25 protein-coding genes are annotated in these 14240 nt (G+C 33.5%); 1 reads left to right on the top strand and 24 read right to left on the bottom strand.

Features of this window, described 5'->3' with window-relative positions; genetic code table 11:
- Positions 1-126 precede the first annotated feature (126 nt).
- From MWJ95_RS14360 to MWJ95_RS14320, 9 genes are all read right to left on the bottom strand, one after another.
- Positions 127-1476 (bottom strand): PIN-like domain-containing protein, encoded by a 1350-nt coding sequence (locus tag MWJ95_RS14360; protein ID WP_249106236.1) that lies wholly within the window; start codon positions 1474-1476, stop codon positions 127-129.
- Between the two features lie 131 nt (positions 1477-1607).
- On the bottom strand, positions 1608-1994 hold the full coding sequence (locus MWJ95_RS14355; RefSeq protein WP_249106234.1) for a hypothetical protein: 387 nt from the start codon (positions 1992-1994) through the stop codon (positions 1608-1610).
- A 165-nt stretch (positions 1995-2159) separates the two neighbouring features.
- Positions 2160-2873, bottom strand: coding sequence for a hypothetical protein (locus tag MWJ95_RS14350; protein WP_249106232.1), 714 nt, complete (start codon positions 2871-2873; stop codon positions 2160-2162).
- A gap of 159 nt (positions 2874-3032) precedes the next feature.
- A complete protein-coding gene (locus MWJ95_RS14345; RefSeq protein WP_249106231.1) occupies positions 3033-3203 on the bottom strand; it encodes a hypothetical protein in 171 nt (56 codons plus the stop codon).
- A gap of 205 nt (positions 3204-3408) precedes the next feature.
- Positions 3409-3549 (bottom strand): DUF3953 domain-containing protein, encoded by a 141-nt coding sequence (locus MWJ95_RS14340; RefSeq protein WP_249106229.1) that lies wholly within the window; start codon positions 3547-3549, stop codon positions 3409-3411.
- A gap of 440 nt (positions 3550-3989) precedes the next feature.
- Positions 3990-4757 carry a hypothetical protein gene (locus tag MWJ95_RS14335; protein ID WP_249106227.1) on the bottom strand — a complete coding sequence of 256 codons (768 nt, stop codon included), beginning with the start codon at positions 4755-4757 and terminating at the stop codon, positions 3990-3992.
- Between the two features lie 15 nt (positions 4758-4772).
- The gene (locus MWJ95_RS14330; protein WP_249106226.1) at positions 4773-5183 is read right to left on the bottom strand and encodes a hypothetical protein; all 411 of its coding nucleotides are present in this window, start codon (positions 5181-5183) and stop codon (positions 4773-4775) included.
- An 18-nt stretch (positions 5184-5201) separates the two neighbouring features.
- Positions 5202-6026, bottom strand: coding sequence for a ParA family protein (locus tag MWJ95_RS14325; RefSeq protein ID WP_249106225.1), 825 nt, complete (start codon positions 6024-6026; stop codon positions 5202-5204).
- A gap of 134 nt (positions 6027-6160) precedes the next feature.
- A complete protein-coding gene (locus MWJ95_RS14320) occupies positions 6161-6595 on the bottom strand; it encodes a LuxR C-terminal-related transcriptional regulator (RefSeq protein WP_249106223.1) in 435 nt (144 codons plus the stop codon).
- A 226-nt stretch (positions 6596-6821) separates the two neighbouring features.
- Between MWJ95_RS14320 and MWJ95_RS14315 the strand changes: the two genes are divergently transcribed.
- A complete protein-coding gene (locus tag MWJ95_RS14315) occupies positions 6822-7121 on the top strand; it encodes a hypothetical protein (RefSeq protein WP_249106221.1) in 300 nt (99 codons plus the stop codon).
- A 78-nt stretch (positions 7122-7199) separates the two neighbouring features.
- On the opposite strand, the gene MWJ95_RS14310 is transcribed toward MWJ95_RS14315, so the two are convergent.
- The 15 genes from MWJ95_RS14310 to MWJ95_RS14240 all read right to left on the bottom strand — a co-directional run bounded on the left by MWJ95_RS14310 (position 7200) and on the right by MWJ95_RS14240 (position 14232).
- Complete coding sequence (locus MWJ95_RS14310) at positions 7200-7370, bottom strand: hypothetical protein (protein ID WP_249106219.1); 171 nt, start codon at positions 7368-7370, stop codon at positions 7200-7202.
- An 87-nt stretch (positions 7371-7457) separates the two neighbouring features.
- Complete coding sequence (locus tag MWJ95_RS14305) at positions 7458-7640, bottom strand: hypothetical protein (RefSeq protein WP_249106216.1); 183 nt, start codon at positions 7638-7640, stop codon at positions 7458-7460.
- A gap of 3 nt (positions 7641-7643) precedes the next feature.
- A complete protein-coding gene (locus MWJ95_RS14300; RefSeq protein WP_249106214.1) occupies positions 7644-8156 on the bottom strand; it encodes a Holliday junction resolvase RecU in 513 nt (170 codons plus the stop codon).
- Positions 8128-8325, bottom strand: a complete 198-nt coding sequence (locus MWJ95_RS14295) for a DUF6011 domain-containing protein (protein WP_249106212.1) — start codon at positions 8323-8325, stop codon at positions 8128-8130. Before MWJ95_RS14295 ends, MWJ95_RS14300 begins: the two co-directional genes overlap by 29 nt.
- An 83-nt stretch (positions 8326-8408) precedes the next feature.
- Positions 8409-8564, bottom strand: coding sequence for a hypothetical protein (locus MWJ95_RS14290; RefSeq protein ID WP_249106210.1), 156 nt, complete (start codon positions 8562-8564; stop codon positions 8409-8411).
- 12 nt (positions 8565-8576) lie between these two features.
- Entirely contained in the window at positions 8577-9206 is a 630-nt protein-coding gene (ssb, locus tag MWJ95_RS14285) for a single-stranded DNA-binding protein (protein ID WP_249106208.1), read from the bottom strand.
- Entirely contained in the window at positions 9203-9394 is a 192-nt protein-coding gene (locus MWJ95_RS14280; RefSeq protein ID WP_349294148.1) for a DUF6877 family protein, read from the bottom strand. Before MWJ95_RS14280 ends, ssb begins: the two co-directional genes overlap by 4 nt.
- Positions 9394-9570 carry a hypothetical protein gene (locus MWJ95_RS14275; RefSeq protein ID WP_249106205.1) on the bottom strand — a complete coding sequence of 59 codons (177 nt, stop codon included), beginning with the start codon at positions 9568-9570 and terminating at the stop codon, positions 9394-9396. Before MWJ95_RS14275 ends, MWJ95_RS14280 begins: the two co-directional genes overlap by 1 nt.
- Positions 9570-10025, bottom strand: a complete 456-nt coding sequence (locus MWJ95_RS14270; RefSeq protein WP_249106203.1) for a hypothetical protein — start codon at positions 10023-10025, stop codon at positions 9570-9572. Before MWJ95_RS14270 ends, MWJ95_RS14275 begins: the two co-directional genes overlap by 1 nt.
- Before the next feature lie 107 nt (positions 10026-10132).
- The gene (locus tag MWJ95_RS14265; protein ID WP_249106201.1) at positions 10133-11107 is read right to left on the bottom strand and encodes a DnaD domain-containing protein; all 975 of its coding nucleotides are present in this window, start codon (positions 11105-11107) and stop codon (positions 10133-10135) included.
- A gap of 181 nt (positions 11108-11288) precedes the next feature.
- On the bottom strand, positions 11289-12047 hold the full coding sequence (locus tag MWJ95_RS14260; RefSeq protein WP_249106198.1) for an ERF family protein: 759 nt from the start codon (positions 12045-12047) through the stop codon (positions 11289-11291).
- A 412-nt stretch (positions 12048-12459) separates the two neighbouring features.
- On the bottom strand, positions 12460-12714 hold the full coding sequence (locus tag MWJ95_RS14255) for a hypothetical protein (protein ID WP_249106196.1): 255 nt from the start codon (positions 12712-12714) through the stop codon (positions 12460-12462).
- Positions 12702-12995 carry a helix-turn-helix domain-containing protein gene (locus tag MWJ95_RS14250; protein ID WP_249106194.1) on the bottom strand — a complete coding sequence of 98 codons (294 nt, stop codon included), beginning with the start codon at positions 12993-12995 and terminating at the stop codon, positions 12702-12704. The genes MWJ95_RS14255 and MWJ95_RS14250 overlap by 13 nt, the downstream gene beginning before the upstream one ends.
- Positions 12996-13135: 140 nt before the next feature.
- A complete protein-coding gene (locus MWJ95_RS14245; protein ID WP_249106192.1) occupies positions 13136-13450 on the bottom strand; it encodes a hypothetical protein in 315 nt (104 codons plus the stop codon).
- Complete coding sequence (locus tag MWJ95_RS14240; protein WP_249106189.1) at positions 13447-14232, bottom strand: phage antirepressor; 786 nt, start codon at positions 14230-14232, stop codon at positions 13447-13449. Before MWJ95_RS14240 ends, MWJ95_RS14245 begins: the two co-directional genes overlap by 4 nt.
- Positions 14233-14240: the final 8 nt, after the last annotated feature.

Genomic DNA, 14240 nt, shown 5'->3' with positions numbered 1-14240 from the left:
TATTACTAATTCTGTCTTCACAGTTTAGGACTTTTGCGTTCATGCGGGCCCTACAGAAAAAAAGCCAAAGTTGAAAAAAATCAACTTTGACTCAATTTAGTCTTTCAAATCATTTCAATCATTAAGTTAATAAGCAGTATATATTTCACTTTCTGCTAATTTAAGCAATTCTCTAAAAAGCTCATTTCTTCTAATTTGCAAGTTATCAATTTGACTTTCCAAATCAACTTTACTAACAATTAAATTTTGGACATATTCCGCTAATTTTCTTTTTTCTTGAGTATCTTCAACCATACTATTTATTTTACTTGAAAGAGAATCAATTTCTATATTTTTATATGGTATTTTTCCTTGTAACAATTTAATGTCAGAATTTATACTTCCTAATTCATGCATTATTTTTTCTTTTCTAGTATATGTACTAGACATTTCTGAGTCAGACAATGAATGTTTAAATGACTTGTATCTTATATCTCTTTTGTCTCTCACTTTTTCAACTTCAGATAATTCTTCGGAATCCCCTCTAATTTGTGGTAAATCGAGCCAAATTAATTTTTCTTCATCTGTCTCTTCCATATTATTCTCAGTAGAAATTAAGTCCTTTGTGTCTTCCTCTGAAACCAAATTATTCAAAAAACTGTTAGCATTAAGCATATACAAATCTGCATTTGCTATCCGTAACATTTCGTTTTTTAATTCTGCTCTTGGTCCAATTGTTTTTCCTCCAGACTTAAACCACCAATCTTCTTTATTATCATCAGTAATTATTACTACTTTTTTTATATTTTCATCACTAGCTTTATCTAGTATTTGATGCCAAACAATTAAATCTCCATATTTTCTTTCGAATCTGATACCATTATAATTCGTTATTTCAACTTTATTAGCATCTTTATATCCTGGAGGTAATTTATTTTCAAACCTTTCTTTAGCATCCTTAAGCTTTTCATTTAACTGTTCTTGTGTATAACACTCACCTATATGACCGTCAAAAATTGTAGCAATTTCAGACGCCAAATCTTCACTTATATCCACCATCTCAAATAATTCGTCTATTTGTCTCTGTAATTCGTTCTTAAGATTTGTTGTTTTTTCTTCTATAAATTCTATAATCTCTTTTTTTTGAAGATTAGCATCTGTACTTTTCAAACTAACAGCTCTAACCGATTGTTGTAACGGTATAACAGAATCATTTATTACTTTTTCAATTTCAGATTTCCGTGTTTCTTTTTCCCTGTTTAAATTTGATATAACATTTCTACGGTTTAAGTTGAACTCTAATCCTACTTGATAAGGCATCCAAATATTATTTTGTATGCTTTTAATAGCAGTAATTAACTTAGCCCGAGTTTCATTTGAATAACGATAAATATTTAATAATGTATTAGTATCTAGGATTACAATAGTATCTCTATTTAGCTCTTTAAAATCTAATCTTTCATTGTAAAAAAATTCACGAAAAACCCCTACAGTCATAAAATCCTCCAATATCCAATCAATTTTTTAAATCTGTAATTTGCAGCATTCTAATTTTAATAAATGGTACCTCGAAAATGTATCCATTCTAGTATGTTAGCTGAATTAACCCATAAATAAAAAATACTCTACTATTGTTTTGCCTCATTTAAAAAATTTTCAATAGTTTTATCGTTTTCACCAAACGTTAGAATAACCAAACTGTTTTTATTTTTAAGGTCAGATATTTTCCAAGAGTTATCTTCAATGACAAATTCATATCTCGCTTCATTAACACAATTAATTAAATAATTTAATTTTATTTTTTTGTCACCTAAAATATAATAAAACCTGGAGCCAGCATATTCCCATCCATTACTTACTTTTTTAATATCTTTTTCAAAAATTGATTCTGCAACATGTTGAAATTGCCCATCCAGTAATTCTATTAATTCTTTTTCTGTATTGTTATCACATAGTTTAATTTGAGTACTTTTTGTATTTATATACTCTTCATGACTAATTCTATCAACTGTCATATCATCACCTCCACCAAACCATAACCTAATATAAGGGAAAAATGTAATAACATTTTGACTCAATTATTTCACTCTCAAAAGAAATTACCGAATAGCCAAAAGAGGAGAAGCTCTACTCGATACTCACTTTTCATGGCAAAATAAAAACACCCCGAAGGATGTTAGTTAATTCATTTTTTCTACTCGCTCTATCAATCTAATTAGTTCTTCTCCTATAAAATTAAATAAATATAACTCTTCAATTTTTTGATATTCAACATCCATTATAATTTCAATATTTTTAAATGATTTTTTTAAAAGTTGAAGATTAACTGCTTTATCCAATGTAATCAATACTCCATCAAAATCAACTTCATATTGATTTGCAATAACTCTTAATTTCGAATCGGTTTTTGAAATTCTGTAATCATCTACCCACGTATCAGAGAAGTCTTTTAACAATACGAGATTTTTTAAATCGATATCATAAAACTGACTTAATGCATTTATACAAATTAATTGTTTATGTGTAATTTCTTTCTCGTTATCTACTATCTCGCTTAAAATAGTTCCCATTATCAAACAAGCTTTAGAAGAATTGCTTAAAAGTACCTTCTTAAATGTGTCAGCAATAAATTCAGCTCTTATTGAAGAATCGATATATTTTTTCAACTTTTTTAATTGTTTTTCCGTTGGGGCTGTTGCTGTAAAACCTTTTAAAAATTTTTCGAATTTCCATTGACTTGCCAAATCCTTCGCTTTGATCCCTACATCAACAAATTTAAACAGTGATGTAGCAGCTACAAATAACTCATTATCTGTAACATTCTTTATTGCTCCACCAGTATCTTTAATAGTTTCGAATAGTTCTCCTATTAAAATGTCAAATTTACTTTCCATACAATCCCCCCCAGTAAATCATAAACCAGGAGATGAAAATTTTGTAATAACTTTTTGCTTTCAAAACCACACCAAACTCTTCCCTCTCTTCGCTAAGCGTTTTGGCTGTTTGATGCAGTTTTCAAAGCAAAAGAAAAAGCCCTTCAATGAAGGACTTAATTAATCAATTTTAGTAATAGCAATTACTTTAGCGATAGGAGCAATATACAAAATATTTTGTTCGCTATCATACATTACATAACTATGATCATTTGAATCTACTACACTTACATTATCAATTTTATCTTCATACGTTTTCCCTTGATCAGATAAAAATACTGAATATTTCATTGTTTTCACTCCTTCTCTTGTATGTTTTCTTAATTTTACCATAAACTAGGTGTAAGGCTCGTCTACTGCGGTAAAATATTTAGTTGTAGAGTTATATTTGTAAAGCGAATTGTGTTAGTGCATTTCCGTGCACTTTGTTACTTTAGTAAGTTTGACTGAATTATGGAAAGTGGACGAAGTTCACATAAAACCACTCCTTTATTATTTAGATCCATATGAAACTTTGAATCGAAACATATACTGAAAATAAAAATAGCCCGATCATTAAACAACCATAAACTTTTCTCTCTCTTTGAAATTCTTTAATTCCTAAAGTTAGGCCAAATAAACCTAAAAAGAATATCATTAGGAAATTCAGCTGGTAATCACCTGTGATAAGTCCATAAGATGAGAGAGAGATACCTATAATTGCAAAAACAATTTGTAAGATTTTCAGTATACCTTTCTCACTCCTCTTTAAATTTCATTTTATTTATCATACAACAAAAAAGAGTTTGTGGAAATGATTGTAAATATTTAGCCTTTTATATTAATTAAGATATCTAATCTCTTAAAAAATTTGAGCCGGCCATGTATGTCTTGCCTCGAACAAGTTTATGAGGCGCGGGTCAGTCGTCGGTCGGTCTGTCCTGGTAATTAATTGTTACCTAAATACCAAGTGAGGAAAACCTCACCGTACCGACCTACCTCCGAGTTTACAATACAATTTTTCTATCACAAACTATCATACATGTTTTACATTTGTTCCTTTTGTTACATCTGTTACATATAATCGAAATATGTATGCTATTCAAAGAATTTCTCTATCTCTTCTAAAACATTTGTTTCTTCTAATGTTTTTTCGAATTCTAATAAATCTCTTTTGTGCAAATGAACTCCTTCGTCATATAGATAAAAAGAAAAATAATATAGGATAAATATCACATTATTTATTACTATCTCAAAATTTATTAAATGCGGCTCGATGTGTTCTCTATTAGCAATATTGTAATCTAATAAGTATTTATGTGGTGTGAAATTATCCTTATCATTCACATGAACTGCTCCAGATAATTTTGAATACAAATCATATAATTGTTTCATATTTTCATTAACTGGTGTTTCAGAAAAATAGCCAATTACAAAGTGTGTTAACTTACCTACTTTATGACTATCTTGCATGCTTTTTAGGTTTTTTAAGCTATCAGTAGCTGTATAAATACCTTTCTTTTTGTTTTCACGATATTCAATGTATCTACTAATACCTAATGAAAGTCTGAATAAAGATTCTATACAAGATCTTAGTATTTGCTTTGAAGCATTTATATAATTAAGATTTGCTAAATCAAAACTTATAATCATATTGTTCTTACATTCAAAAAAGAATTGCTGAATTTTACTACGCTTGTCTAAATCACAAATTGAACTTGTTAGTGTAGTGTACAAGTAAATTTTTTGATAGATTTTAGTGAAATAGCTTTTTAATTCTGTATTTGTAAAATAACCACGTTCTGTTAAAAATAATTCATATGAATCAAAATCCCGTTCCCAATTTTTTTTAATTTCTATAGACATTCCATCAACCCACTTTTATGATTCTATAACCGCTCTCCAAGCATCGATAACATTTTTATTGCTATTCGATTTCTTTTCTTTATCATTATTCGGTTTATTTTTGTCATTTTTGTCTTTCTCAACATTATTCACAAGGAATTTTTGGATATTTTTTGCTATTTTCAAAAATTGTTCAATATCCTTTTTTTGGTGCTCCCTCAGATCCTTTACTGATCTAGCAAAAAGTGCTGGCCTAGCATTAAATAAATATTCTCCATAATCTTTCTCAAGAATTTCTACAGTAAAAGATTTTAAATCTGGATTTTTTGTATAATAGGCTTCTTTATCAAGGATTATTTCACTTAAAACAGCTGCGCTAAGTAGGAGTACTATCTCCGAATTTTTTTTAGAGATATTAATATTAATAAATTCTTTTTTTATATCCATTTCAATACCTCTCTTTTTTTAACTTGTTTTTCTAATAAGCTCATCACAAAGTCGTATTATTTCATCTCGCGAGAAGTCCATATCATACATCAATGTTTCTAATTTACCTGTTCTTATCAATTCATACTCTGTTATTTTCGTACCAAATTGCGGTTTTTCCTTAAAAGATTCCTGAATTGCAGTCCTTCTTTGTTTATCCTCTTTAACTAAAGTGAAAATTATACCTAAATTTTCTAATTCATGATCTTCTAATGTTAGATCCTTCCCCATAATTTTATGTAGAAGTGAATAGCCCAGTGTAGAAAAAACATCTGGAGCTATAGGCACTATATAATATTTTGAAGCTATTAGAGATGCTTGAGAATAGATTGAATAAGTGGCTGGTGTATCTATTAAAATATAATCTAAATCATAATTTTCATAAATATTTTTTCTAAAGAAACTAGAAATTATTTTTTCTGAACCTCTCCTACTAGATTCATAAGCGATTAACTCTAAATCACCAGGTATTATGTATAATTTGTTTCCTGTTTGATGCCTATATAATTCAACCACTAACTCTTCATGAGAAAATGTTTTTGTTTCTTGTGCTACTCCGCTTCCAGTACTATTCGAAATAATGTTCGCAATTGTTTTTACCTCTTTTCTTAACTCTTCATACATTTCAATTGTTTGATATTTTGTAAATAATGCTTGTGTCGCATTAAATTGTGGATCCATATCAACCACCAATACGTTTTTTCCAAAATGTCTAACTAAAGTATCGGCGATATTTATAGTAGTTGTAGTTTTCCCAACCCCACCTTTCATATTAATAGACGAAATAACAATAGGTTCTGCCATTTAATAAACCTCCAATAGATTATTTGTATAGTTATATTCTAATATATAACTCAAAATTAATTAACTATATTTGTTAAATTTTATTAAATACCGTAAAATTATTGATTTTTAATGAATAAAAAGTAGCCTTTCAGCTACTTTGACATTTGTTCTAAAATACTATTTCTTACCCTGAATATTGTTGTACTAGATAACCCCATGTGTTTCCCGATTGCTCGCATACTATTTCCGTTAAGCAGTCTATGAAGAACCTCAACTTCTCTATCGCCAATCACATTAGGAATGCGTTTTTGTACCTCTGCAATTTTTTGCTCATATTCCTTAATACGATAATTTAGCGAATAAACACGACGTTGTACTTCTGTAAATACTGGATCACTCGTACCTCCGCTTGCTTTTGGTAATGTTGCCTCAATACCATACATTGCTGTTTTAGCCCCTATGTAGCTACAGTTATCAACCTTCGCTACTGACTGTCTTGCTTCCTCAATGGTTTCAACCATCCATCGATAATTTTCAATCCACTGAAGTAAATTCTCTTTAGTTACTTTAATTTGCCCTTGTTTCATAGGTTTGTCCTCCTACGGTGTGATATAATGAAGCTGTAAGCACCGTCAAAGGGCATAAACCAATTCTTAGCAGTAGCGCCTGCAAACGCTGCGGCTTTTTCTTGAAAAGGAATGATGCTATGAATCAATTGATCCAATATATCAGCTACATTCCAAGCTTGTAGGGAGAGCCGTATTATCCCTTGATTTCTCTACAAGCTTGGGTTTCTCAAGGGAGCTGATATTTATGAAAAATCGTTCAAAAGCCTATATTCGCCATCAGAGAGAGCAAATTATTCGAAAGAAATGGACTATTTTAAAAGATGTTTGGTTAAAAGATAGGGAATACATGCCTGTACGCGGTAGATTAAGCAAAGGTAAAATTCATTGCTCTTGTAGAATGTGTCGATATGAGCAGTATCACTCGATTCCAAAAGCCAAACATAAAGCAAAATTAAAAGCTATGGAACAGGAAATAGACGAATATGTCTATTTCCTTTTTCTATGTCGTTCAGTATTTCGTTTAATTCTCATAATTGTGCAGTAATTAAATCAATCCATATTTTCAAAAATTACCTAATTATGTTATCCTTATATAAGTTATTAACCCAAATATCAGGAGTTGTTATACGATGAAAACAATGTCTACATTTGGATGGATCATATTTTTTTTAGGCACCTTTTTATTTTCACGTGGATGGAGCAGAGTATCAGGTACCTTCGAATACAATTCATCTATTCCAAATAATTCTGTTGCACTAATATACATTTCTATTGGTGTTTTTGTTATTTTCATTTCATTCTTTGTAAAACCTCAAAAAGATAAATAACTTTACTGAACAATTTCTTTCAAATCTTCATTTAGCCCACCTACGCATACGACTTATCTGCTCAAGCTCTTTCCCGATGCTCCGTAGTTGCCTATAAGTTTTGCAACCTCTGCATTTTTGAGAAGGTCTATAAGCTCGGCGTTTCGGACAACCTTTGCAACCAAAGTAGAATATGTGATCTTGTTGATAATTAATTTTGCTCTGCGTTTTCTTACTTCCTTGAGTACTGTGTTCACGCATCATACCTCCAACGCATCCAAGTAGTGCAGTGTATATCCATCCTTTGATTTAACTTCTATGCCTTCATTTTCAAAGGTCTTATATGGTATTGATTTCCTACCGCCGTTTTTAGCTATTTCCCAGCTCGTTTGAAGCACTTCGAAAGGAAGGAGATATATTTTGTTATATCTCCTGAAACTAACAAGTAGAAACGAAATAGCGTTGTTTTTAAAAAATACACTGTAATATCCATTTTCATCTGGTTCAGTGATAATATATTCCTCTCCTACTAGGTAAAAGTGCGACGGTGGTTTCACGATACGCGCTAAATATTTTTCATCGTGTTTTTCCTCCACTTCTGTAGCGTCCTCTGAAATGACTTCAAAACGGCTTTTCTGATACGTTCCAAAATGAGACCCAGGGCGAGAAAACTTACTTACGTTATAAGCTAAACCTCCATGTGGAAACAAAAAGTATATTTCACCTTCTACAAGGTTGGACTTTTCAGGTGCCTGTATGCAGCGGCCTTGCATCAATAACACCTCCACATGAAAACTCAGGATCAAAAATAGTCATTTGTATTTTTAAAAACTCAGCATCCTCCGCTTCTTGCTTCGTCTTTTTCTTACATTGACGCCCCATACCGTTATCAATTGATTTTTGTGACCGTAATCTACGGCCACATCTTTTACAACTACTCATTCAGTACCTCATAAACACCTTCGACCCAATATGGGAAGCCATTGTGCATGTGAATTTTTAGGGTATGGAGCTCTTTTTCGCATCTAAAAAACATGAATGATAGAATCACGACTTGATAATATAGATTTTCTTTCATACGCCTCCCCAGCAAAGAAAATTGTTGAAGCCGGAGAGTAGCGTTCGTATAAATCATTTAAATCCAAGTAGACATTAGCTGGTTTTCTAGTAACTTTTAACACCTATATACCTCCTCAAAACGGCAAATCATCCTCTGACACTTCTATGGGTCCTCTGCTGTTTGCAAATGGATCTTCATCTATTCGTGTAGAGTTAGGCTGATTCATCGGTGGTTGTTTTTGCTGATACGGATTGTTACTAAATGCATTTTGTCCCGGCATTGATCCACCAAATTGTTGTTGTTGTTGTGGTTGACCACCGCTATAAGTGGACTGGCTATTGGATAAAGACTGTCCACCATATTGAGGCTGTGGTGATTGTTGTTGTTGATAATTATTTGGTTGTCCAGAATGTTGTTGTGAGTTTGGCTGCCCTCCCGAGTTGTTCCGTGGTTCTAAAAACTGAATACTATCCGCTACAACGTCAGTAGTGTATACACGCTTACCATCCTGCCCCTCATAACTTCCGGTTTGGATACGACCTTCAACCCCTAACAAATTACCTTTTCGTTGATAGTTTGCTAGACTTTCAGCTTGCTTTCGCCATGCCTGACAGTTAATAAAGTCTGCATCACGTTCGCCCTGTTGATTTTGGAATGTCCTGTTTACTGCCACTTGAAATCGACATGAGGCAACTCCATTTGGTGTGTAACGTAACTCAGGATCTTTTGTAAGACGGCCAACTATTACGACACGATTTATCATTTTGAAACCTCCCTTTTAGTAGCTATACCTGCGTGAATGTTATTTTCAAGGTACCTAAGCTGTTGCATTGCATAGTGTGGACAATTGCTATCGCTTAACCGCTTTTGTACGTCTTGTAGGACTGGAAGCGGTAACTGATACTCACTAATAAGTTGGTTTATACGATCTGCTACTTCCTCATTTGTCATCACGCATGAACCTCCTTACACAGACCCACAACGGCCATACAATCACCTGGTAAAAACTCAATTTTTTTGATGGATGTAATACGTGCTGTGTTTTCTTCAAATTCAATTCTTTCACCAACTTGTACATTTCTAGGTTTTGTTACGATGCGGAATGGTACTGATTTAACTGGAGCCATTACTTATTCACTCCCTTGATCTCAATACCTAGAATGCCGAAAACTGCTAATATGGCTGCCTGAGCCTCCGAAAGTGAAGATGTCATGTCGTTTTCGTTTAGTTCTTCTGCTGTTATTTCTTCTTGTGAACGCCCCATCATTTTGAAATACGCTGCAACTTGTTCCTCTGGTGTTCGATCAATCTCATAGCCAAAATCTAGCGCTCGTACAAATTGTCGTAGTGATAGATCATGTAAACATTTGGCTAACTCGCTTTCATAAAAGTGACGAAATCCTACATCACTCGTATACTGCTCTACCATTTCCTCAAAAACTTTTTCTTCGCGTTCTGCATGACTCAATTCAGCATAATCAATACAGTCATTCGCGAGTTGGCACTCGATTTTACTTTTTGCAAATTCCAAAGCCTCAAAGACCTTTTCACTTACTTTTACTGGCTCTATTTGTCCGTTCATTTCTGTTCACCCCGATTAATTAATGTTTTGTAATGGCTTTTAGCAAAGCTCTGTCGGTCATCTTATCAATGGATTGACCTTTTGCTTGTAGAGATTTAATCATAAAGTTACGAATTTTTTTGTGTTTGTTCACAATCCTTATGCCCCCTATCTAGCATGGCTAATATTTTTTGTCGCTCTGCTTCGAAGTCTACTTGTTCTGTAGGTATCGTTTGTTCTTCGGGCTCTGGAGCGGAATTGTTATTTCTATTTTTAAACCATTCAGGAACCACTTCTTCACGTCTTTTCGGCTGATAAGTTCTTTGCGGTCTATTCTGTTGTTGAGTTGCTTTAATACGTTGATCTTTCCAGCGCAAGTCCTCAGCTTCAATCGCCTCAATCGTGAACAGTTTCTTACTCCACCAGTCTTTTAATATCTTTTCGACGTATCCCCAATTAGTTTTGCCGTTCACAACCGCTTTCTTCATAGCGTGTATAACTATCGGCTCTGACATGTCATTAATCCAAGCGTCAATTTTGTCCATGATGAAAGAACCTAATGCACCAAAATGATTCTGCTCATAAAACGCAAATGCATTTTGTGTTGGAGGAGCGGTTTGCTTTTCTGATGTTGCGTAAGCAGGTCCCTTATCATCATCATTTAATGATTTAGTACTTAGTGAATCAGTACTTGGTATATTAGTACTTAGTAGTTGCGGGTTTTCCGTTAACGGTTTATCCGTCGACGGTTTTCCCGTATGCGGTTCTTCCGTTGACGGGTTTTCCGTATGCGGTAAATCCATATACGGTACTTCGTAAACAATTGTTACGTAATCAAACTTCCCACCTTCAATACGACGGCGTTCTTTTTTTACATATCCATATTTCTGCAGCTCTCTTAATCCAGCTGTAAACGAGTCCTTGCCGTCTTTTGCCCATTGCTGCATCTCCTCGTTATAAAAAGTCCAATTATCAGGTTTGGAAAGCATAAATACATGTATCGCTTTAGCTTTCCAGCTTAGCCTTGTATCTTGGATGGACGTGTTGTTTATAACTGTATAATCCTTATTTTTTTCTACTCTTACGATGCTTCTACTCTCCATCGTTGACCCTCCTATAAAAATCCGTCTAAGCGCTCACAAACAGCAAAACTACCACTTACTTTAATAATTTTGTAATTCGGATAGCGTCGCATGTATTGAAGCACTAAACGTCTTAATTCATCTTTATTCCCTTGCGCTTGGTCAAAAATCCATTGAGGTAAAAGAACCCTATTCGGCACATTCATTGCGCTTGTGGAGGCTTAATCGAAAGCAAATAATTAATAACCAAATTAGCCTCTTTAGCAGTTAGCATTTTAGAATTTTTAACAGGTATTTTGCATGCTTGAAGTGCCCCGTTATAAACCGCTTGATTATCTGCTCCAAAAATTGTTGCAGCTTTTTTCAATGCCTTTTTTACCTGTTCGTATTGTTCAGGAGACATTGGTTGCATTTGCGTCCCCTGTTGATTTTGCTGATTATGTTGTGATCTTTCTTGTTTTTGATAACCTTGATGTTGGTTATTGCCACCTTGACCGTAGCTTTGCGAACGGCCACCTGTATTACGTGCATCTGGATCATCAGCATCTGTTGGCAAATTGAAGAACTTTATAATGAAATAGCGTTCGCTATATGTCAGTCCGCTTCCAAATGCTTTAGAAACATCATCTTGAGCACCTGTATAATAAAAAGGCACTTCGATAGTATCTTTTGGATCATCTGCATTCATCCAGACGTATGACATGCTCCCATATACAATAAAATCTAATTTATCTTTACCGTATTTATCTTTATATGGATGTTCCTTAAACTGTTGATCTAGTACTTTAGGAATCAATAAAACACCTAAATCATTCATAGTATGTTGAATTTTTGATAACACTTGCGAATTCGAAACATAGCTGTAGTTGTAACTTTGTGCATCTTTGGTAAAGCTACCAATATTACGACGGATCTCTACAAGTTTTTGAGCTAAGCTCATTGGCTTTACTTGACTGTTCATTTACGTACCTCCTATTTGATTTTTTTAAGACATTGACGTAAAATGCTAAGTAATTATTTTGTAAATTTCTTTTTAGGACTGCTGCTGGAACAGTAGTCCTTTTTATTTTCGTTTTCCTTGCTTGATGGTTGTCCCATCAAGCAGCTTGCAAATTCCTTAGAGGAAACGGCTAACCAACCATTTGCAAACTGCTTGACGAGAGCGAGATAACACTCGCAAACGTCTGAATTTGTGATATAATTGATTTGTATATGTTGTTCGCTGTTTAATCATTGCCTTGATTAAGCAGCTTTTTTATTGCCAGCATGTGATGATCACTGGTAGTCCGAAAACTAACATTGTTATTGCGGCACCGATACAAAATTTTCTGTGTGATTCTGGTACATCTTCTTCTGGCAAGTAAAAATAGTTATCAAGCCATTTCCACAACTTTCTTCACCACCTTCGCTAGAACTCCGCGCCTATTTAAAACTTCAACTGTTATCCATAACCGTTTTTGCTCATGTAGTTTTTCTAGTTGTTTCAACGAATTATGTAGGTCCTTGTCTCGTTGTATCGCTATGTTGATTTGCCCTTTTTGTACATGTATTTTGATTTCTGCCATTAGATCATCTATGCATACCTGTTCACGTTGTATTTGATTATTTAACTTTGTTAAAGCATCCAATTGAAGAAACCTCCGATAAACATTGGTACTGTTTGTAAAAGATTTATTGCTTGAGCGCATACCTCTGTACCAAATAAAATTGCTGCAGCTTGTACCTCACAGTTTGTTATCTGAACCCAGCGCATAAATGTCTCTAAATCTATAACTTTACGACCACACTCGTATTTACTAACATGCGATTGTGTTATATTTAGCTCTTCCGCCATTTCTTCTTGTGAAATTTTTGCTTCTTCACGAAACTTCTTTAATACTTTTGTAAAATCGAGTGATAATACTCCCATAATTCTCATTCCTCCATATAGTCGATAATGGACTTAGTCTATGATGGATTAGATATTTCTTCCAGGTTAACTTAATATAAAGATAAGAGGTTGATTTGCCCCAACCTCTCCTATTAAATTGCACCTGCCCGTGCTTTTGTTTAATTCCATTCATTCATAATGATGTTCTTTATCGTTTTTGCTGTCGGTTCATATAACCAGACTCGTTTTCCTTTAAACCCACGTTGTCTTTCATATTGCTTAATACGTGGATCACATAAGATATGTTCTTCTAAGAACGTTTTCTTAAAAGTTGTTGCTCTCATAATGTCCTCGATATCCCAAAATAAAATTTCATGTCTAGCCGTTTCGCTAATGAGTTCACGAAGTTCGGACGTGATTTTTTCTTTTGTGATACCTGACATTTCAAATAAGGTTTTAATTACTGTACTTTCACTAGGAGCCGTTCCAATCACATTGCCACCGCCTTATTTAAAAACTTATTACTAAAATAGGCTTGTCCTTTACCTGTGATTTTTGAAGTTCTATTGATGCTTATTTCACCACTATTGTGATGGATTGGCGTTTCTTTAATTTCAAACAGTCCCAATTCCATCGATTTTTGTGTCGGTGAGTTATAGTCAGATCCCTTACGTTTGATTAAATAGCCACTTTCTCTAAGCCATTCGAATAGACGTTTTTGCCCAACATCTACACCATTTTGCTTTAGGATTTTGGCAAACTCTCCAATTAAAATTGATGTATGACTTGCCTGAACTGCTTCCGCAAACAACACTTTCGGTTTTTGAGTATCTATAATTAGTTGCTGTTCAACAATTTTTTTCTTGTTATTTTCGATTGTTTTATTAGCAATAAGTAATGCTTTTGCCATAATAGATGCTTCATCGTCATTTTCATCAGTAACAATGTAGCCACCGTTGACGCGAATTTCATTTAAGATGTTTTTGACTTGTTTTTTGAATTGCTTAGCGATTGGTTTGCGTGATTGCATTAACACTTCATATAAACCATCCTCTGTTAAGAACCATGTTTCTCGATTTTGTCCTGCCCGGAATAATGTTCCGAGTAGCTTTTCTTCATCATCTACATTGGCTAACATTTTATTTAATGAAGAGACATCATAATCAATCCATACTGCTATATCTTTAGCTAAAAATAATGGTTTTTCGAAAGTTCCGTACAATTTGAAATTTTTAGTTAGTAAAACCTGTTCATGGATAACTTGTAATTGATTCAAGATAAAAC

The sequence above is a fragment of the Lysinibacillus sp. Bpr_S20 genome (assembly GCF_023337835.1).
Classification (GTDB): domain Bacteria; phylum Bacillota; class Bacilli; order Bacillales_A; family Planococcaceae; genus Lysinibacillus.
The sequence above is the reverse complement of the archived record's forward strand: the minus strand, read 5'-3'. Positions and strand labels throughout refer to the sequence as shown.